Here is a 20,343-nt window from a genome sequence, read left to right as displayed (position 1 = left end):
ATGCTAAGTGATATACTAGGACTATTAGGAGGAGTTTCTGTAATAATTACAGGTTTAATGGCTTACTTTGGAAAGGGGGTTTTAGAACTTTACAAGAGTTACTTAAAAAAGACATCTAAACGGTTAGATGCCTTATATAATAGAGCCAATCATGTATCTAAATCACAGTTTGATACTGAGTTCCAAATCTATCAAGAAGTATGGGAGTTATTAGTTCCATTGAAGCAAAACACACTTCAATTAAGACCTATGGGAGATTCTGTAGATCCTAATAAAACTGAAGAAGAAAGGATAAAAGAAAGATTATCTAATTTACAAGAAGCATTTATTGATTTCAGAGACACAATAGAAAAGAATAAACCTTTTTATTCGAAAGAAGTTTATAAAAAACTAGATGAGATAAGGCATATTTGTAGAAAGGAAGCAATTCAATATCAGCATACATCTCAAGATTGGGAAAAATATTGGAAATCTCAGGAAGAAAACCGTGAAAAAATTACATCACTAATTGATGAAGGATGTGAATTGATTAGAAATAGAATTAAATCATTAAAAATTGTAGAAGATTAGTCCTCAGAGTACTAAACTGTGCATTAATTGGAGAAACCTAGCCTATTCTTGCCAACCCCTCATTTATTAGTTAACCTTTCATTTGTAAATAATTAATAAAGTTGGCGCCTGCAGTTTATGCGCAATGTCTTTAGGTTGCTAAACAGGTCAAATAAATCAGACAAACAATGGATTTAAAAAAATTTGTTATTAGAATTTCGCAAAGCAAATCAGTCACTTTCCCATTAATAGCTGTTTTATTCACCCTTGGTTATTTAAATTCCTTTGGGATAACCAATGCTCCTGAGCATGTAGGACTATGGACTAAAGAAGGAGTGGAATTCTCACTCAATTTATTTATCGCTTTTATTGCCCTACAAGCCATATGGCTTTTTTCAAAATTTTATTTCCTGAGTGAAGAATTGCTGGCTAAACTTGGTGCAATATTAATAGGAATTGCTGGAATAGGTTTTTTTGCCAAATTAGTTGTTTTCCCCGAAGAGAATTCACCAGCTTTATTTTGGTATGCTGGAATAGCAGTATGGGGATTGTATGAACTTGAAGGCTCTTTGCAGTTAAATGGGGCTAGCTTAGCAACCTAACCCTAGAATTAAGTAAACACGCCTCGCCAATTCTTTGCTGGTTTTTGGCTTTTTAGCTCTCCAATCATTATTTAACTAATCAACATTAATTCGTGGGCACTTTATGCCCCAGATCGTTAGCCTGCATGATTTTCACCCTGTAAATTAGTCTAATTTAGGAAGGCGCACGCTTGGAAAACATGTGTACTCCTAGCAAAAACCTAATAATATGAGTGAAGTTTGATTGGAGCAACATCGGCTCTATTGGGTTCCTTAATTGGTGCAATTTTTGTCATATTCCAGACATATTTGATTGAATCAAAAAAGAGATTACTTGGAATGGAGCAAGTCTAAATGGTTACCCAACTCATGGATAAAGAAATAATCTCGCTTATTCAAAAAATTAGGCAGTTCGAGGATTGAGAAGATTATGCTAGCTGATAAAATGTGGGATGAATGGGAAAAACATTACAAAAATATTAATGTTCAATCAGATCAAATTTGCAGGGATGGAATAATTAACAAAGAGGGGTATGAGAAATCAGATCCTAAATTTTTATTTGTCTTAAAAGAAGTCAATAAATATGGTGGAGGTGATTTATGCCAACTCTTAAAAAATGGACCTAAATACCAAATGTGGCATGCTGTTGCTCGCTGGTCTGCTGGCATTTTAAATGACTTTCCTCCATTTAGTGAAATAGATAACAAAGAATCGAAATATGAAGCCATTCATTCGATAGCTTCAATCAACCTTAAGAAAACAACAGGAGAAGCAAGTGCAAATAATAAAAGGATTAATGCATTTGCTTATAGGGAACGTGAATTGTTATTGAAACAAATTGAACTAATCTCACCAGAGATCATAATTGCTGGGGGTACATTTGGCATATTGATTTAGTTATTAGGTTTGGATGTTGATCCTAAAAATCCTGAATCTAAGCCAGTTATAGATACGGAGCGTGGCATTACAGTTGTTCCCTGGCGCCATCCAGCTAGAGTAAATAACAAAAAAACATACAGAGAACTTAAAGACCTAGTTCAAGTTGTGTAGCTTAGTAATTTAGGGTCATAAGCCACCCATTAAGATTTTTTAACTCCTTGATTTTTAGTTCATTTTTAATCAATGTGGATATGAATAATGTTCTTAACATTATTAGTTGGAGGGCTTTCATGTAGTTTTTCAGTAAGTGTAATAAACTAAAAGAGAGATGAAGAAGATTTTCTTTTCAGGGGTCATTGTCATTTTAAGTAGCCATATCGTTAATGCACAGGGAGAGAAATATAGGAGTATAAATTACTCTTATACTCTACTTGTTCCATCAAACTTTTCTAAAATTGCTAGTACTTCTCCAAATATGGACTTGCAATTTTCTTCAACGGATGGAAGCTCAATAAATATAGTTGTTCGTCCTCTAACATCTGCATTTAATGGAAAAACACCACATGACTTAACTAAAGAAATGATATTAAATATGTTTAGAAAAGTTGATCCTGCTGTAAAAATCGAAGAGGTAGGCTATCCAGTCCTAAATGGGAAAAAATCTTTTAAATACATTATTGTTTTTACTCCCCCCAATGAACCTTTCACGTTAAAACAGCTTCAATATACATTTTTTAACGATGGCAAGAGTTTTGTTTTAACGATGTCAGCAGGTATCAATTTCTTTATTAACCACAGGAAAAATTTTATATCAACTGCTAATAGCATTGAATTCTAAATCCAAAATTATGGAAAACTACTATGAAATTCTTGGTATAAAGAGAGACGCCAATATTGAAGGAATCAAAAAAGCTTATAGAAAACTTGCTTTGAAATATCATCCAGATAAGAATCCTGATAAATCAGCAACAGAAAAATTTATTGAAATAACTGAAGCCTATGAGGTTTTAAGTGATGAAAGCAACAGAAAAATTTATACCGAATTATTTGATAAATATTACCCTGTAAATAAAGAAAACCAATATTCGGAGTATGGTAATATCGAATCGAATGAGACATTTAGACATTGGAAAAATGTAGGCCAGGAAAAAGCCAAACAATATTCAGAAATGTCTTTCCAAGATTTTGCGAACAAAGCTTTGGGCGAGATCAAGTTTCATGGAGATCATATTGCAAAGATAGGTTGTATATCATATATATTTTTGTTTGGTGGTGCAAGCATGATTTTGCTCCCATTATTTGCTTCAGATGAATGGAAAAATAGAGTCGGAGGTGACGTGGGTATTACTTATATGTTTTTTATGGTTCTTGGGTGCATTCTGCTGTATTTTGGCTTGCCCGCCTTTAAAAGTTTAGTTGGAGATTACAAAGAAGAAGCTCAAAATAGATCTTAATTATGAAAATAGTAGGTTGGATTTTAATAGTTTTAAGTGTAATGAATTTTCTAAACATACCTTTTAGATTACAAAATGGTGAGCCACTCGAATCGCCTTTCTTTTACTTAATTTTAACAGGAATGCTAATTGCCGGTATTTATTTTGTCAATAAAGAAGGCGATAAAAAGAGTAAAGATCTGACAGAAATGGATTAATTTTTGAATTAACTAAATATTATGATTCGCATACTACCCTATATAACAGTATTTATTTCATGTATAGCAATTCCATTATCTGCAAATGGACAAAGTTATATTTATTGGGGTAACAAAAACTATCCTTCGACTTATTTGGGTACTTTTGAGGGCGAAGTTAAAAGTATTGTCTTAAAAATTGGTAAAAGGGGAAGTGGAGATGGTGTAATATTAGTTGAAACCAAATATAAGAATGCTGGGAGTTTTAACGGGTCGATCTATCTATTTCTTTCAAATGGAGAAAGAATTAAATGTATCGACAGGAATCTAACTGATACAGTTAACCAAAAAAATAGAGCACTTTATTTTCTAACTAAACAAGAAGTCGAAACTCTAAAACGAAATAACATTATTAAAATAAGATTTAGTCTTAAAGGTACCTTAAACAGTAGTGGTGATTTTACTGTCGAAAACATAAGTAGCTTTGGTTTAGATAAATTCAGATTTGAAACTTCAGAAGATTTTATCGAGTTATTTGGACCACCAGCAAATGACTAAAAATGCAAAACCCACCACAGATTAACGCGAACGCACCTCGCCATCTTTGTGCCCTTCATGGTTTTAAAGTTCATCTTTCGTTAGTTGCCAATTTAATATTTTGGGTGTACCTCTTAAAGAAAGTTGATAATAACTCTTAAACCCCAAGTGATGAATGATTTTGACGAATTCACGAGTTTATTAAAGATAGCTACACAAGCTATTAATGAACGATTCTTTAATTTACCTGTAGCTGGTCAAGAAGAGTCTTTATACCGTGAGAGGGTCTATTGCTACGAGCTATACCACCAGCTGAGAACAAACTGGCCTGCTGATTTAAATGAATATACCTTATCAGGTGAGATTGACAAATCAGGCCATCATTTGATTGATGAAAATGTGATACCTGATTTATTAATTCATATTCCAGGTAAAATGGAAGGAAATCTAGTAATAGTTGAAGTTAAACCAGTAAACTTTAATCGAGAAGGCATCAAAAATGATCTAAAAAAGCTAACAAGTTTTCAACGAGAGGCAAATTATGATCATGCAATTCATTTAACCTATGGTTCGGATGGAAACGAACAAATAATTCTTGAAGAATCACGTATGATTCAAAAAGATAATGTAGAAGAAATTGACCTAGATCTAATCGAATTTTGGAATCATGATAATCCTGGAAATGAAGCAAAAATATTAAAATAAAGGAGAGGCCTAGCCAGAACTTAAGGGTGCAGGACTTGACAAGCTTTGGCTTTTTAGCTGTTCATTCATTATTTAGTTAATAAATATTTGTACGTGAGTACCTTATGCACAAATTTGCTATTAGTAAATGAAATGAAAAGAATTCGAGGTTGGCTTGGCGAAAAAAAGACTACTTTCTATCTGTGGCTATCACTCAATTCGAAAGTCTACCGAAGATTTCATGATGTCATTATTCCATCAGGAAATGGGACAACTCAAATTGACCATCTTCTTGTATCGCCATACGGACTGTTCATAATAGAAACGAAGAATAAGAAAGGTTGGATTTTTGGGTCTAAGGGTCAAAAAAGTTGGACACAATCACATTATGGGAATAATTATTCGTTCCAGAACCCAATAAGGCAATCCTTTAGGCAAAAAAAGATTGTTTCTGAATTTTTGGGCATTAATGAATCAAACATACATACGGTTATTTATTTCGTAGGTGATTGTAAATTTAAGACACAGTTGCCTGATAACGTTATTAAATCTCGCCTAGGCAAATATATAAAACAGTTTAAGGATCACGTTTTTTCACCTGAAGAGATTGATCGAGTAGTCGGAGAAATGGATTACTACGTTTCTGAATCTTCACTTACCACAAAAAAGCATATACTATCTTTGCGTGAAAGGCATAATTCAACAACAGTTTGTCCCCAATGTGGTTCCAAGTTAGTTGAGAGAATAGCCAAAAAAGGACCCAATGCTGGTACGAAATTTCTTGGATGCAAAAACTTTCCGAAATGTCGATTTACCAGAAATACCTAACCAACACTTTTAGGGGATAGATCCTGCCATTTCCTTGCCTCCCTTTAATTTATTAGTTAACCTTTCATTTTATAAATAATTCAACACGTTGGCACCTGCACCCTATGCGCAAAGTCGTTATACATTTTCTAATTCACTAAAGAGATGAAATTATATCCAAATAATTCAACATTTGTCTGGGCAGTTTCGATAATTGCAATTATTCTCTCTTTGTTAGCTATTTCTGTAGTTCCTCTTTTTCTTTATGATGGAGTAAGATTTTCTCCAACCTTACTGATTACCTGGCTAACAGCGTCAGCAATAATTTTAACACTTGCAGTTTCCTTCGAAAGTTTACGCGAATTAAAAGAATCAAAGGAACATCAATTCGCACCAATTTTAAACATCAGTAAGCTTGATTATAACAATGATTTTTCAAATCAAGAATCTAATGTTCATAGCACTCATATAACGTTTGACATTCGCAATTCTGGAGAAGGCAAAGCAATTAATGTTAAAAATTATATTTATTTAAGAGATAGTGATGATATTCAGTGGGTTAAAAAGGAATTAGACTCGTCAAATTTTGATTTAAAAGCTGATGAAAATGTTGAGCAAAAAACTACATTTGGAAATTTAACACACCCAAAAGGTGATAATCCTAACATTGTAATTGAATTGACATTTAATGACACACTTGGGAAAAAATATGATATAATTAAAACCTATAACTATTCATTTTTTGGTGGAATAGAAGAAACAAATACAGTTGATTCTTTAAAGTTAGAAGATGAAAAGAAAGTACAGACTGTAGAAAAGCGAGCTAAAGAAAAAGCAAAAAAAATATCAAAGAAGTATAAAAAAGATATCTCAGTTGAAGAAGTTGGATGTGAGAAGCAGAGAGTTTATTTAGTTATCACTTACAATGGAAACAAATTAATAGAAGGTGATTCCTTAATGTTTTCTGCAGATACTATAGTAGAGAATATTTTTACTGGAATAGAAATTAAATTAAGAAACGTCTAGTATGCGCATTATGGGGACGCGCCTCGTTTGGTCTTGCCACCCTTTTTGGTATTTTATCTCTCCATTCATTATTTAGAAAATAAATATATAAGCATTCTTATTTGCAAGGTCGCTAGACATTTTTAAAATGGCAACTTTCAAGAAGAGCATATTATTTAATTTTAAGGGTGAAGATCATTTTCTCTTCAGAGTTATAAATTATGGCGACTCTGAAAATCATTTAAAATTTAACTTCTTCGAAAAGAAAGTTCCTCGGGGGCTTATTAGCACTGAGAAAACTAACATAATTGGAAAAAAAGATATAGTGACGGGTTATAGTGAGTTCACTTATCATAGTGACGGATCGCTATTAGAAAAATTTCCTACCTATCCTGTTAAGTCGATGAAATATAAAAATCCGCACGGCGCTGGCCATAGAAGAAGACCACTTAATGAAATCAATGATTGGGAGCCTTTGTTTAAATATGAAGTCTTGAATTATAGAGTTAATGAAATTCCCCAAGACCATTTTTCCCAAGAAGATGAAATATACGGATTTAAGAATGAGCGTATTTTTAATGGAAACTCATTTCATGTTTTAGTTAACCTTGCTCATGTGAAATTTGAAGGTCCTAAATCAATCAGTCCATATGAGATCAGCAAAAGAATTAAAGGTATTACCGAGAATCTTGATCTTTGGATTGTAATTGCCCCAATTAGGAAAGTCGGTAATTATTTAAAAATTGAAGGCATGGAAAAACCTATTTTTAGTACTAATAATCACCTTCAAGTGGTATATAAAAATGCCTAAAAAGACATATCAATTTGGACATTCCTGGTAGATTTCTTGATTTCTTATCTTTTAATAACTACAATTTTGTTAATCAATAACTTACGTTGGTTCGTCTACATCTTGATGTACAAAATCTTTCTATACACTATAATTAAGAGATAAGTAATTCATGGAATTAGTAGCTTCTGAGGTTTATGAGGTACTTCAAGAAAAGGGAGTTGAATACTTTCATCATGCTAATACCGTACGAACTGCCTGTTCTTTTCTTAGTCAGGGCAAGCTACTTTCAAGAGGGGTACTTGATGAATTAGGATTACCTCAGACAGACCAACAATCTGATGACAAGGATAAATCTTTAAGTCTTTGGTATGACGTATTTTTAGACGGTATTGACATTCATTACAGATCCAAAGGGAGAAATTATTATGGTCCAGTTCTGTTTAGAATTAATTTGGAAGTTTTGCTAGAAGATTGGCTGGCATCATTATGGATTACTAAAGGGAACCCACAAGATTGGGAAACAGGTACCCCACAAGAAGAAAGATATTATCAATCTATTGATGAATTTAGAGAATATTATAGGTACGGAAACTTTAATAAAATGTTTGTTTTGCGACACGTTGGTGGTGTAATAAGATTAGACAGTTATCTTGATCGAATAAATATAGACAATCCAAAACGAGAAGTCGAAACAGTTAATTTATATGATCAGGCAGTTGGTGCTTTGAAAGCATCTGCAAGAGCAGGAGGCTTGGGAAATATTCAAGTTGCTAGACATCTTTGTAAAAAAGGATGCGACTGCACCAATCAGTATCAACAAATGAAAAGAGCTACAGTGAAGAAGTTTTTCCTGCCATAGGTATGTACCCCTCGTGTCAAGTGGATGTCCTTTGCCATTTTTGCCGATTCCTAGTTCTTTAATTTCTGTAGTACATTTTATTTTAAATTAACTCTGGCTCCAACTGACCTTATACCCAGTATCGTTAGGTACCACATTTAATTAGAAAGCTTTTTAATGGATATTTCGAAAAGACTACTAGATTTTTTAGATAACCAGAAAACATTGCCGTTTCTTTTTGTAGGTTCTGGAATTTCTAAAAGGTATTTGGGCCTAGGATCATGGGAAGATTTGTTAATTCGCTTTTCTGATAAATTGCCACATTCCTACAGTTACTATCGAGGTAAGTCAAATGATAATTTGCCAGAATTAGCTTCTTTGATGGCTTCTGATTTTTATGATGTTTGGTTTACGGAAGATAGTTATAAAAAGAGCAGACAAATATATGAAGAGATAGTTAAAAATGATTCTACTCCTCTAAAAATCGAAATATCAAACTATATTAATGATGCAGAAATTATCGAAGATCTACCCGAAGAATTGATAGAAGAGATTGAATTATTCCAGCAAAGTAATGTGGATGGAATAATTACGACCAATTGGGATACATTTCTAGAAGAAAATTTCAGCGATTTTGAAAGATACATTGGGCAGGAGGAAATACTATTCAATAATCACCAATCAGTAGCAGAAATTTTCAAAATCCATGGTTGCTCTACCCAACCAAATTCTTTAGTCCTTACTGATCAGGATTATAATAAGTACGAGGAAAAAAATGCTTATTTAGCTTCCAAACTATTAACAATTTTCGTAGATCATCCAATAATATTTCTCGGTTATTCTCTAAATGACCCTAATATCCAAAATATACTCTCAAAAGTATTTAACTGTTTAGATGAAGAAAAGATTAGGACCATTTCGGAACGTTTAATATTTGTAGAATGGGATGAACATAATGAGGGGGATTATTATGAAATAACTCCTCATAATATTGCCTCTCATAGGGTCTCACTTAGAACAATAAGAACAGATGACTTCAGAAATATCTATGAGCCTCTTTCAAAAATTGAACGACGTTATCCTGCTAAGGTTTTGAGAAACTTGAAAGAAAAAATTTATGACCTTGTTCTTACCAATGATCCCAAAAATAAAATTTCAGTAGTTGATATAGAAAATGTTGAGGATTACGATGAAGTTGAGGTCGTGATGGGGTTAGGTATAAAATCTCAACTATCTGATATTGGTTATAAATCAATACAAGTCAATGATATCATAGATGATATTATTTATAATCAAAATAATTGGGATTCAAACAGTATTATTAATGATACCTTGCCTCAACTTTCAGGATCCAGAAGTTATGTTCCTGTCTTTAAATATTTAAATGATGCAGGATTTATAGATGAAGATGGTAATATTCAGTTTGATGATTTACCATCTAAAGTCAGAAAATATGCAGAAATAGATCAGGACTATTTTAGTTCAATTGATCACTGGAGAAAAAAGAAAGACTATTTTAATGATGAGTTTGATTCAGTAAAAGAACTTATCCGTGAGGAAACTTTTGAACATTGTTTATACATAATACCTCTACTTGATATTGATAAAATTAACTTAAGCATGCTTCATACTTTTCTTGATGAAAACTCAGAACTAATTGAGTCAACAAATGATTTTCATAAAACATATTTTATTGCATTAGTACACTACTATGATTACTTGAAATATTATGTGAATGCTTAACCAGCACATCTAGGGCGATACACCTCGCCAGGTCTTGCCACTTTCTGGCTTTTAAGCTTTCCGTTCATTATTTATCAACTCAACATTCATTCGTGTGCATCTAATGAGTAATGTCGTTAGGTATCTTTAAAAATAATTTTACGATATGAGTAAATGCCCAATTTCAGGATTTGAGTCAAACATTTATCAAGATCATGGGGGATCACAAATTTATTATGTAGAAAATGATCTAGTTGGTAAATATACAATCTCTCGGACTGCCTCTACTATGGCAGAAAACCTAGATGAAGAAGAGCGATCTAAATTGGTAATGGTTCTAAGGGGAAATTTTGAAAACAATATAGAAACCCAGATCACTTCTGATAATCTAAAGAAATTGCCTAATTCTATTGAGCCATCTTTTGATCCAATTGAAAGAATAAATAGAATCATAATTTATGTTTTTAAAAAGCTAAAAAATCCTGCTGATGATGTTCAATATGATCCCAAAACAGATTATCCAATTGCACATGCTAAAGACCAAAATGAATTTGCTCATTATCTATCATTAGCAAGTAAATTAGGATATATAGACTGCGATAGTTCGACCATCAGACCAACCTTAGAAGGATGGAAATATTATAATGAGCTTAAGAAAACCCAAAGCTTTACTAATCAAGCTTTTGTTGCAATGTGGTTTGATTCTGATCTCGATGAAGTATGGGAGAAAGGTTTTAAAAAGGGCTTAGAAGATACTGATTATGACCCAATGAGAATTGATATTGCTGAGCACAATGATAAAATATGTGATAGAATAAATATCGAGATAAGAAAAAGTTCTTTAGTCGTAGCCGATTTTACTGGAAATCGTGGTGGTGTTTATTTCGAAGCAGGATTTGCTATGGGACTAGACATACCAGTTATATGGACATGTAGAAACGATTTTATCGATAGATTACACTTCGACACGCGTCAATATAACCACATAGTGTGGGATAGTTTTGAAGACTTGCGTGAAAAACTAAGTACTCGAATCCGTGCCACAATTCCAGGCAAGTTGCACACCAAAGATACCTAACAGCCGATTAAAGGAGGTGCGCCTCGCCAAGTCAGTCTTACCATCTTTTGGCTTTTAACTCTTCGTTCATTATTAAACAAATCAATATTCATTCGTGCGCGTCTTATGCGTATGGTTGTTAGATGTTTAAGAATATTTATCTATGGGGATCTTTAGTGAAATAGAAGAAATAGAGGAACAGATAGCCAAAATATCTGGCGTTGGCAATATTGGCAAGGTCAGACAATTAGAATATTCCTTGCAATTATTTGAGCGGAATTATGGGATGCTCTCTAAACTTTTATCACATTTTATTGAAAATAAAGAGAAGCATTCCGACTTATTTAATAGGATTAATAAATGGAAGACTGACCTCCTTTTTAAAGAGATAGCTTTCAGATTACACAATTTTGTCGCGAGCTCATTATCTCTAATTGACCATTCCAGAATAATTTATAGAAAAGCGTTTAAAGAGAAAGATCACTATGGTGTATACCAGGAGAAAGTAAATTCTGATTTAAAAGAAGATGGTCTAGTTCAGTTTATTCAAAAGTTAAGGCAAATGTGCCAGCATTATCGTTTGCCACACATTTCTGCTGAGTGGAAAATGAAAAACAGCGAACTTTCATTGTATATAAAAACTAATGATCTGTTACAGTTCGATGGTTGGAATAAGAGAGCAAGAAGCTTTATCGAAAAATCAGGCGAAAGAATTGACCTCTTAGAGGTAGTGAACCAATATTTTGAGAAGATAAAAGCTTTCCATACTTGGACGAAAAGGGAATTTTCTGAAATATATGGAGAAGAAATAATGGCTGTTTATACCCATACTCAGAAAATAAACGAAAAGAAAAGTGATATAATTATTGAAGAATTAGAATCAGCTTTGAAAAGTGAAGAAGGCAAAATTCATTACAACATAAAATTTGCTATTTCTGGGGCATTATCTTCACAAGAAATGCAGGTATTAAGCAAATATGAAGACAATACTAAGGAGTGGATATTAAAATCATTGGATTTAATAACAAATCATATTGAAATTCCTAAAGAACTTATTCAGAGAATTAGAACAGAATGCAAATAAATTATCTAAATGAAGACATTACATTCTATTCAAGAAAACATCATGGGAGACAAAGCAATATTTGAAATTGAGCTTCCCAATAGAGATAACGTTTTCATGTCTGTATCTGAAGATTCTCTAAAAAAATATCATGTAGTAATAGTTGAAGCACAGAGCTTTTTAGAACTATGGAGAAATGATCCTGGAAATATTCATTCTGAAATTAGTCATGGAGATATTCAATCATGGGAAAATGACCATAAATATAAATATGCCGAGCAAGGATTTTCTCATGGCATTGATAATCCAGTGCCTTTGGCTAAAGTAGCATTTAACACAGATGTAGAGAAAAAACCAGTTTACGAACAAAAGTTTTTCTTTTTTAAAAAATTAGAAAGAGTTGAAAGGGAAATTATTGAATACGTATCATTTATTGATGGTATTACGAGAACAATTTGGTTGCTTTCAAAAGGTGCAAAATACTTCCCCCTCAAATGCATTTCAGGAGGACAAGAGCTTGCTAGAGTTACAGGCTATAAAGACGACCCAATTAAAAGTATCAACCAAATTTTTATAGATACATAACCCCAGTGATAACGTGACAGGTTTCACTACCAGTTGTTTGACCAATGTTTTAGCAGTATAATTATACGAGGGTATTATAAATATTGACCTGCCTGCATCTTAAAGGCAAGGACATTAGGTAATTAAATATATGTCAGCCGAAACGTTCAATAAAATACGCAGAATAACCTTTTCACTTTACCATAAATGTGGGTACGAGGATTCGACTTCTTATCTCAATGCTCAACAAGAAGAATTAGGAAGGAAAGGTTATATCGGCTTAAAAGCGGAACTAGAATTTTATCATAATTATCGAGGAGACCTTGAATTAGATGTAGGCGCAGATGTTGGTGATCACTGTGACTTTTCTGGAATTCTAGGTTCTGAAAAATTCCGTATTGATGTAACAACTAACTTTAACTTTAAAGCTTATAATGAGTTTGAACCATTAATTGAAGATGGTGCAAAATATAAGATTGCTTTAATTGACCGAGAAAATTTTGAGCTTAGTGAAATAATTGACATTAATTTTCCTAAATGTAAAGTATGTAATGAAGGTAGGCTTTTTGATTTAGTATTGCTGGGTGATGAGAATATTACTATGGGTGGTAATAGAACTTGGAGCTATGACCAAATTCATTTTAAATATTGCAATAATTGTGGTTCTTACTTCGAAGAAGATAGGATTAGAACAGTACAGTTGCCTGATTATGATACATTAGATGTGCAGTTAAAAGAATTATATGACCCATTAATGGATGATAAAGAATATCTGGAAAAATTATATTCTGAAGAGTTTAATAGATTCATAACAAATACAAAAAACTATCTGAAAAATAAGTTTGAATGTATTCCTTTTGGACTATGCAACAATACATTCATTGAAGTTAATCCCCGAACTGGTGAGGGTTATAAAGAAACTGAATTATTTTGGCAAGAGAACTTTTTACAGGGCCATATCCCCACTCATTTTGGCGAATTAGTTTTGGAATAGCTACCTAACCGTACATTAAGGTGGATAAACTTGGTCTATTCTCTGCCGATATTGGTTTTGAGACTCGTCTTTTGTTAGTTGCAAATTCAATATTAATCCGTGTGCATCCGCTAGGTCGTTAGCCTTACAATTTGCTATGTCCATAGATCAGTATCTAAAACAAACGAAATATGCAATTGAACAGCTTTTACAAAATTTCTCTTTCTATAGCAGTCTTTATAGAGATCTTTATGAAAAAAATCGAAAAGTAGACTCGTTAATTTTCGATGATTATATAGCTGATCCAGAGCACCCTGATTACAAAAATGAAATCAAGCGGTGGCAAAGAAATAATCATGAAGACCAAAAAGAATTCTGTAAAGCGTTGTCGAAAATTGATGGGGCTGGAACATCGAAAAATGCTATTGCGGGTGCTATTCTACAGATAGCATTCATGGGAATTAATATTTATTCAAATAATGATTCTATACCTGAAACATGCGAAGAACTTCATAATAGTTTAACTAAATCAGGTTCAAAACTTAACCTTAGAAAATTTGGGGTTGGGAAAACTGTTTGGGGTAAACTTCCAATGGGACTAGTAATATATGCTGGTAGAAATCAATACAATCACTTTGATGAGCATCCGAATTTTGAAAATGAATTGGTTGAAAAAATATTAGATCGCTTAGCTACTTTTCGGGATGAAGACAAAATATTCAAGACCAATCATATTAAGAAGCACAATACTGCACAGCACATCTTGGGTATATTGCATTGGCAAAGTTATGGTGACTATAAAAAAGATATGATTGAGGCACTAAAAAATTAAAAAGTACAGTTATCCCAAACATTTATCAGACCTGACTTGCATTCTTCTGAGCTTCTTCTATTTATTTGCCAGGTGGTTAGATCATTGACTACAAATTATAACTGTACTCAATTTAGAGTATACCCCAAATCGGTACATTTTTTCTCTACCATAAGTAGCCTTTAGAGTTAATACTTGCGTATCCAAGCACAATACCCTAAATTGAATACACTAATTAATAATTCAATGGGGTACAAAGATGAAGGCTACCTATGTTAGAGTTTCAACTTTAGAACAAAATATTTCAAGACAATTAGAAGATAAGGAAGGGGAATTATATTGGGATAAAGTGTCTGGCATGACTGCATTTGAGGAAAGAGAGAATGGAGCCAGGTTATTGAAAGATGCTGAGGAAGGAATTATAGATGAGGTCGAAGTACACTCGATTGATCGGTTAGGTAGAGATGCTATTAATGTATTGAATACTATCAAGCGATTTACTGATTTAGGGGTTAATGTTAAGTCGGAAAAAGAAGGACTAAATACTCTTCTCGATAATGGAGAGCAAAATCCTGTAGCTAAACTTCTTGTGAGTGTTCTCAGTACCTTAGCTGAAATTGATTATAAGAATAGGAGGGAGGCTCAACGCGAAGGAATCCAAAAAGCAAAATTAGAGGGGAAGTATAAGGGGAGGGCTACTGGTACAGGATTATCTGATAAGGACATGGTTGAGAAACATGCGGATATAGTTGAGGAGCTTAATAAAGGCGAATCAATTCGTAGGACAGCAAAACTTACAGAAAAGGGTAAGAGTACTGTGCAAAGGGTAAAGAAATCACTGGAGAGAATCGATGAAAATAGTTAGAATTTTATTCTTGAATTTAGGGCTTAATACATTAACGTAAGATAATGAGGTTTGTACTTGGTATCGCTTAAGTTAAAGCTAATTAGTTGGTTAAGTTATTAGTCAAGCCATGCCTTAGGTATGAGAGATGATTTATTTTCATTGATTCCCCATTTTTCTTCAACCAATGCATGTTTGAATTGATCGTCATGATAGTTTGCATGCTCCAAAACAATAATTTGAAATTGCTCTTTCAGATTTTCTGAATACTCAAAAAATACTTGAAACATATCTCGTACTATTTGTAAATCAGAATCTTCTAAATCAGAATCTGAGTTTTCAAACTTTTTTTCAAATTTTTTGTATTCATCCTTCGATGGGAAAAATGGTTGGGAGGGCTGATCCATAATAATAAATCCAGGTACTGGTCTGTTTTTTTCAATAAATAATTTATGTAGTGATAATAATGTTATTAAGTGACAACCAAGCCAATTTCTTCCACTTCCCATTCTTTTCATCGGCACAGCTCTTTCTTCTGTGTCTGCAAAAACTGTTAGATTTTTAATATCAAACCGAAATGGAAATTCTTGAAATTCATGTTCAAATTTATTTGCTAAAGAATCCATAAAGGTTGACAATCTATTCTGAATAGAATTTAGTAATTGCTCTTCATCAAAATCTTCTAATTTACTTTCAATTCGCTCAACTTTTAATTCTGCTCTCGTGACCTCCTTTTCTAGTTCAGCTTTATCATCTACCAAATCAACATTTTCTAAATAAAGACTTATTCGTCCAACTGTTTTAGCTTTGATAGAATTTTGATCTCGCAGTTTTTTTGTTTCTTCCTTTGAAGAAATGACAGAATGCAGTTTATTTTCCTTTGCTTTAATTTTTTCTTCGATTAAATTTAGCTCATGCTTTAAATGATTTATTTGCTTTTTTAATTTTGGATCATTTCTTGTAACTGAATTAAGAGAATCGTTTAAATTTGAAAGAGATTTTGATATTTCTTCGACGGTGGGTATTTCTTTTTCAAGCTTTGAATTGCATAAAGGGCAATGTTCCTCAGAGTCTTTTTCATCGAAGAGCTCAATAGTAGATAGACGTGATTTTTGTTTGTTTACACTCTTTTGATAGTCCTCTGCTGAATTAATAAAAACTTGTAAGGATCTAACTTCTCGATTGATTTTCGAGTACTCATCTCTTAATTCATCTATTTCATTTCTAAGTTGAGTCTCATTGTGAGAGAAATTTGGTTCCAGGTATTTATTAGGATCCCAATGTGAAATAACCATTAGTTTATCCAAAACTTGATCGTTAGGGATTTTTTGCTCATCAATCAAGCCTACATTTTGAGCTTCAAATAAGAGTCTTTTACCCTGAGAAAGTTTATCGCTTATAATGGCTTCAGCTTCTCTGAGTTTCCTCTTTTTAATACTTAACTCACGTTTTGCCTTTTTTAGTCTAATGTTAAGTTCATATTTCTCTTCTTTTATCACCCCAAGGAAATAGAGAATTGTATCCTTAATAGTTTGGGGCATATGGTCTTCATTCTGTCTCCAAAATAATAGGTCCCTACTACCAATCAAGCTCTGATTTTGGAATAAATAGAATTTGGTATGCTTAAAATTAACTTTATATGATTGTGTACTTCTATTTTCATTATTATCACTTTGATTAAGTCCAATACCACAAATATTTGATAATAAATCGACTATAGTTTCATCATTGGCATTAATCTCAAGTTGATCAAGTTCAGGTATTTCAATATTAGACGATCTATATAAATAGGCTTTACTTTGCGAGGTGCGACTTAATTTCGGTGCTGGTTTTGCTATGAATATTTGTTCATTACTGTTTTGAAGTAAAACACTATACCAAGAAACGATCCCCCTATTAACGCCTTCGAAAATATTAAAAGTACTTCTTCCCAAACAATAGTCAACGATATCAATAATGGCGGATTTCCCAGTACCAGATTGCCCCGTTATTATATTTACTTTACCAAGATCAAATTCCAGTTCTCTTTTGCTACCTTTGTGGTTGTAAAGGACAATTTTTTTTATTTGAAAGCTCATGGTTTTATACCTAAAAGTGAATAAAGTATTACTGGGTCATCCGTTTTTGATAACCATCTCCCAACAAATTGTGATTTTTTTATAATAAAACTTAACTCTTCATCTTCTTTAATTGATTTGCTTCTCCTAAGTTTTCCATTAGTAAGTCTATCTTTTTTATCTGGTTTGACTATACCATGATGAAGCGAAAAAATCAGCGTTTCCTTTGTGTATTTTTGGATATTTATAGCATTCTCAATAAATATATATTTGAGTTCAATATTTTCTCTTAGCCAAATATCGAGACGTGCGTTTGTTGACTGAGGTAATTTGGTAGCAATTCTTTTGCTCAATATCATAGGCATTACTACGAATACTGTCGCAAAAGGCATACCATTTCCAATCTTTTTATCATAACTCTTTATCGCCTCATATAATATCAAAGAGCAAAAAGATGGGTTTAGTAGGTTAGTAATTTCTATGGGCTTTTTTTTCCAATTTATCATGGCATTTAATTTGAAATGACTTGCTTAAACTTTTCAAGAAATTGGGGATGCCAATAAACTCGTGGCTCGGGGTCATTTTCATTGGCAAGCATATGATAACTACCCCTCATCACATAGCCGTTATCTTTAACTTCAGATCTAATTTTGAAATTTGCTTGTAATTCAACCCATCGAAGTAATTTTTTTCCAAACTTTTTAAAATCTTCTTCAGATGCGGTTTCATCTAAATCCTCTTCATCTTTGAGAATAGTAATCTGTCGATTCCATTCTTGTACAAGTGTTTTTTCATAATTCTCTAACTCATCGTCAATAAGTAATTCTTCATATATCCAGTCATGTCGTTGTTTATATGCTTTATAATAATCATAGATACAGTTTTTGATTCTCTCTTGACTAGTTGAAATTGATTTCAATTGTTGAACAAATAATTCATCCTTATAATCAGAAACTTGTTCTTCAGGAAGGTCTATATGCAAATAATCAATAGGTAGGCTATCAATTTGGAACTGGGAGGCTAAATCACGGATTTTTTTTAATATCGTCTGCCTTTTAATATATCTGGGTTTAGCGGAGATCAGAATTTCAATTGATTTTTGAAACCACCAACCTTCTAGTCTACTAAATGCACTGTCTACAAATTTATCATCAACGCTATACTTCAGAATGTTTTTAATCAAACCGTTTATTTCATCAATAGGTTTGATATTACCTTTTATAATAATATTACTAACTAGTAGAGATTGTTCAGCTTTACTTAAGTCTAAAAATGCCTCATAGCTTTTCTTAAATTTTTTGTTTCCTTTATTGTCTGCAATCTCAGTGAGCTTTTTAACAGCTTTATCGATATTTCTATTATCATCATCTAGTAAATAGTAGGCTATAGATCCATCCGAAATATCTGCTGTTGTGATTAAAAAAAATGTAGTTTCATCAATATCAATTATTCCTCTCTGATAAAGATTAATCCAAATTCTAAGCGTTTTCCAAATATCACTACTAGAATTCTGAAGATTTGCAGTAGTTTTAAGATGATGCTTTAATTGTGCTACATTTCTTATAGAACTTGAATCATAAATATCAAAATCATCCAGAAATTCTATACTTATATTAGCCCCCTCATCTCGATCAGGTTTTATTATTTCATAAAGGGAGTAGCGTATTTGGAATAAATAACCAAGAACAGATTCATTTGCCGAAAAATTATCTCCCATAAGGCACAACGTATTAATTTATGAAAAATATAAAGTTTTTATTTTAAATAGCAATAATCGAGGTAAGTATATACTGTGGTGAGAGTTATAGTTTTGCCTCTGGACCAATACGTACACTTAAACAATTATAGCAGGTTGAAAAACTACAAGGATTCAAGTGCTATAGTCTTCTCTAATCTAGTATTAAGTATTTGATGAATAGAAAAAAATACCACTTAACATAAAAAAAGACCTTAACAATCAGTTGAAATGGTAGTTATTTAGATGTACTAAAGTACTTGGTAGAGATACTTTATTATATCAATTAATCTATTTGCTTTTTCCCTTATGTCATTTTTATTGATATTATAATCAATGCCTGAGTAGATATTAACACTACCATTGTTAAAATAAACCTGGGAGGCAGGTGTCTTATCTCTTAATAAATCCTGAATTTCATTATTTATGTAATTTTTGTGGAAGTCTTTATACTTCAAATCAACTCTCGAATCAACCTCAAGCCTCATACCATCTTTAGGGAAATTCTCAGCAGTAATTTGTTGGTTGAGTTGGAATTCATGATTTTTAAATTCTTTTGTTAATAATTTATACAAATAGGGCATATGATGATTATAGGACTCATTGTATTCTGGATGAATAGTTATTTCCTCTTCAATAGAGTCTTCTTGATCTCCAGTGGCTTTTTCTAGTACGGAGGCATTTTTTATGGATTCAATTTCCCTGATAGCATCATCATATATCTCCTTATCAGTATTCTTATTAATAAGGATACTCATCTCTCGATTATTCTTTTCAGAGTATTCATATAAGTTCATTGATGATATTATAATGCTATCATCATTGGAGTAACATTTGGCGTGTAGGTTCTGGCAGAAGTAAATATCTGTATTGTCTAAATTATTGATTTTATCCCACTCGTTTGGATGAAGCTCGTCCTTTCCATAGATGATTGTTATATGAATTCCATTCTGATCAGCATCGCTAAGCCTATCTATGAAGTTGTTGCTTAACTGTAGATATGGAGTGACTAATGTAAGATTCTCAGTAGCATTGATGATTAATTGTTCAATAAAGTACGCGGTACCCGAAGTCGTTAGAAACTTAGCCATCGTTTGAAAAAAGAATACTCTGAGATGATAATTTTGATGAATGTACTAAATTAGTTCATTTCTTGAAACCTGTCTTCTATAGATTGGTGATTAGTATGAGTATTTCCGAAGTATATTATATC

Annotated in this window: 23 protein-coding genes; 19 read left to right on the top strand and 4 right to left on the bottom strand. The window is 32.5% G+C overall.

Features of this window, described 5'->3' with window-relative positions:
• From J6I44_RS02955 to J6I44_RS02865, 19 genes are all read left to right on the top strand, one after another.
• The gene (locus J6I44_RS02955; RefSeq protein WP_265764463.1) at nucleotides 1-570 is read left to right on the top strand and encodes a hypothetical protein; all 570 of its coding nucleotides are present in this window, start codon (nucleotides 1-3) and stop codon (nucleotides 568-570) included.
• A 167-nt stretch (nucleotides 571-737) separates the two neighbouring features.
• On the top strand, nucleotides 738-1,151 hold the full coding sequence (locus J6I44_RS02950; RefSeq protein ID WP_265764462.1) for a hypothetical protein: 414 nt from the start codon (nucleotides 738-740) through the stop codon (nucleotides 1,149-1,151).
• A 409-nt stretch (nucleotides 1,152-1,560) separates the two neighbouring features.
• Entirely contained in the window at nucleotides 1,561-2,028 is a 468-nt protein-coding gene (locus tag J6I44_RS02945) for a hypothetical protein (RefSeq protein ID WP_265764461.1), read from the top strand.
• A 310-nt stretch (nucleotides 2,029-2,338) separates the two neighbouring features.
• Entirely contained in the window at nucleotides 2,339-2,848 is a 510-nt protein-coding gene (locus tag J6I44_RS02940; RefSeq protein WP_265764460.1) for a hypothetical protein, read from the top strand.
• Nucleotides 2,849-2,858: 10 nt separating this feature from the next.
• Nucleotides 2,859-3,464 (top strand): J domain-containing protein, encoded by a 606-nt coding sequence (locus tag J6I44_RS20995; protein ID WP_286670461.1) that lies wholly within the window; start codon nucleotides 2,859-2,861, stop codon nucleotides 3,462-3,464.
• A 2-nt stretch (nucleotides 3,465-3,466) separates the two neighbouring features.
• Nucleotides 3,467-3,661, top strand: a complete 195-nt coding sequence (locus J6I44_RS02930; RefSeq protein ID WP_265764459.1) for a hypothetical protein — start codon at nucleotides 3,467-3,469, stop codon at nucleotides 3,659-3,661.
• 21 nt (nucleotides 3,662-3,682) lie between these two features.
• Nucleotides 3,683-4,198 carry a hypothetical protein gene (locus tag J6I44_RS02925; RefSeq protein WP_265764458.1) on the top strand — a complete coding sequence of 172 codons (516 nt, stop codon included), beginning with the start codon at nucleotides 3,683-3,685 and terminating at the stop codon, nucleotides 4,196-4,198.
• A 150-nt stretch (nucleotides 4,199-4,348) separates the two neighbouring features.
• A complete protein-coding gene (locus tag J6I44_RS02920; protein WP_265764457.1) occupies nucleotides 4,349-4,882 on the top strand; it encodes a hypothetical protein in 534 nt (177 codons plus the stop codon).
• 132 nt (nucleotides 4,883-5,014) lie between these two features.
• The gene (locus J6I44_RS02915) at nucleotides 5,015-5,689 is read left to right on the top strand and encodes a nuclease-related domain-containing protein (protein WP_265764456.1); all 675 of its coding nucleotides are present in this window, start codon (nucleotides 5,015-5,017) and stop codon (nucleotides 5,687-5,689) included.
• Nucleotides 5,690-5,833: 144 nt separating this feature from the next.
• Nucleotides 5,834-6,694 carry a hypothetical protein gene (locus J6I44_RS02910; protein ID WP_265764455.1) on the top strand — a complete coding sequence of 287 codons (861 nt, stop codon included), beginning with the start codon at nucleotides 5,834-5,836 and terminating at the stop codon, nucleotides 6,692-6,694.
• A 127-nt stretch (nucleotides 6,695-6,821) separates the two neighbouring features.
• Complete coding sequence (locus J6I44_RS02905; RefSeq protein ID WP_265764454.1) at nucleotides 6,822-7,484, top strand: hypothetical protein; 663 nt, start codon at nucleotides 6,822-6,824, stop codon at nucleotides 7,482-7,484.
• Nucleotides 7,485-7,635: 151 nt separating this feature from the next.
• Entirely contained in the window at nucleotides 7,636-8,325 is a 690-nt protein-coding gene (locus J6I44_RS02900; RefSeq protein WP_265764453.1) for a hypothetical protein, read from the top strand.
• A 156-nt stretch (nucleotides 8,326-8,481) separates the two neighbouring features.
• Nucleotides 8,482-10,047 carry an SIR2 family protein gene (locus J6I44_RS02895; RefSeq protein WP_265764452.1) on the top strand — a complete coding sequence of 522 codons (1,566 nt, stop codon included), beginning with the start codon at nucleotides 8,482-8,484 and terminating at the stop codon, nucleotides 10,045-10,047.
• A 145-nt stretch (nucleotides 10,048-10,192) separates the two neighbouring features.
• The gene (locus J6I44_RS02890; RefSeq protein ID WP_265764451.1) at nucleotides 10,193-11,104 is read left to right on the top strand and encodes a TIR domain-containing protein; all 912 of its coding nucleotides are present in this window, start codon (nucleotides 10,193-10,195) and stop codon (nucleotides 11,102-11,104) included.
• Nucleotides 11,105-11,246: 142 nt separating this feature from the next.
• The gene (locus J6I44_RS02885) at nucleotides 11,247-12,167 is read left to right on the top strand and encodes a hypothetical protein (RefSeq protein ID WP_265764449.1); all 921 of its coding nucleotides are present in this window, start codon (nucleotides 11,247-11,249) and stop codon (nucleotides 12,165-12,167) included.
• A 9-nt stretch (nucleotides 12,168-12,176) separates the two neighbouring features.
• Complete coding sequence (locus J6I44_RS02880) at nucleotides 12,177-12,731, top strand: plasmid fertility inhibition factor family protein (protein ID WP_265764448.1); 555 nt, start codon at nucleotides 12,177-12,179, stop codon at nucleotides 12,729-12,731.
• Nucleotides 12,732-12,861: 130 nt separating this feature from the next.
• Nucleotides 12,862-13,704, top strand: a complete 843-nt coding sequence (locus tag J6I44_RS02875; protein WP_265764447.1) for a hypothetical protein — start codon at nucleotides 12,862-12,864, stop codon at nucleotides 13,702-13,704.
• A gap of 136 nt (nucleotides 13,705-13,840) precedes the next feature.
• Entirely contained in the window at nucleotides 13,841-14,515 is a 675-nt protein-coding gene (locus J6I44_RS02870; RefSeq protein ID WP_265764446.1) for a hypothetical protein, read from the top strand.
• 238 nt (nucleotides 14,516-14,753) lie between these two features.
• Entirely contained in the window at nucleotides 14,754-15,359 is a 606-nt protein-coding gene (locus J6I44_RS02865) for a recombinase family protein (protein ID WP_265764445.1), read from the top strand.
• 98 nt (nucleotides 15,360-15,457) lie between these two features.
• Here the strand turns inward: J6I44_RS02865 and J6I44_RS02860 are convergent, their stop codons facing one another.
• The 4 genes from J6I44_RS02860 to J6I44_RS02845 all read right to left on the bottom strand — a co-directional run bounded on the left by J6I44_RS02860 (nucleotide 15,458) and on the right by J6I44_RS02845 (nucleotide 20,221).
• The gene (locus J6I44_RS02860; RefSeq protein ID WP_265764444.1) at nucleotides 15,458-17,416 is read right to left on the bottom strand and encodes a DUF3732 domain-containing protein; all 1,959 of its coding nucleotides are present in this window, start codon (nucleotides 17,414-17,416) and stop codon (nucleotides 15,458-15,460) included.
• Complete coding sequence (locus J6I44_RS02855; protein ID WP_265764443.1) at nucleotides 17,413-17,901, bottom strand: three component ABC system middle component; 489 nt, start codon at nucleotides 17,899-17,901, stop codon at nucleotides 17,413-17,415. The genes J6I44_RS02860 and J6I44_RS02855 overlap by 4 nt, the downstream gene beginning before the upstream one ends.
• Before the next feature lie 5 nt (nucleotides 17,902-17,906).
• Nucleotides 17,907-19,112, bottom strand: coding sequence for an ABC-three component system protein (locus J6I44_RS02850; RefSeq protein WP_265764442.1), 1,206 nt, complete (start codon nucleotides 19,110-19,112; stop codon nucleotides 17,907-17,909).
• 269 nt (nucleotides 19,113-19,381) lie between these two features.
• Nucleotides 19,382-20,221 (bottom strand): phospholipase D family protein, encoded by an 840-nt coding sequence (locus J6I44_RS02845; protein WP_265764441.1) that lies wholly within the window; start codon nucleotides 20,219-20,221, stop codon nucleotides 19,382-19,384.
• Between the last annotated feature and the right edge of the window lie 122 nt (nucleotides 20,222-20,343).

The sequence above is a fragment of the Fodinibius salsisoli genome (assembly GCF_026229185.1).
Lineage (GTDB): Bacteria > Bacteroidota > Rhodothermia > Balneolales > Balneolaceae > Fodinibius > Fodinibius salsisoli.
Note: the sequence above shows the minus strand (reverse complement) of the source record. Positions and strands in the feature narration are given on the sequence as shown.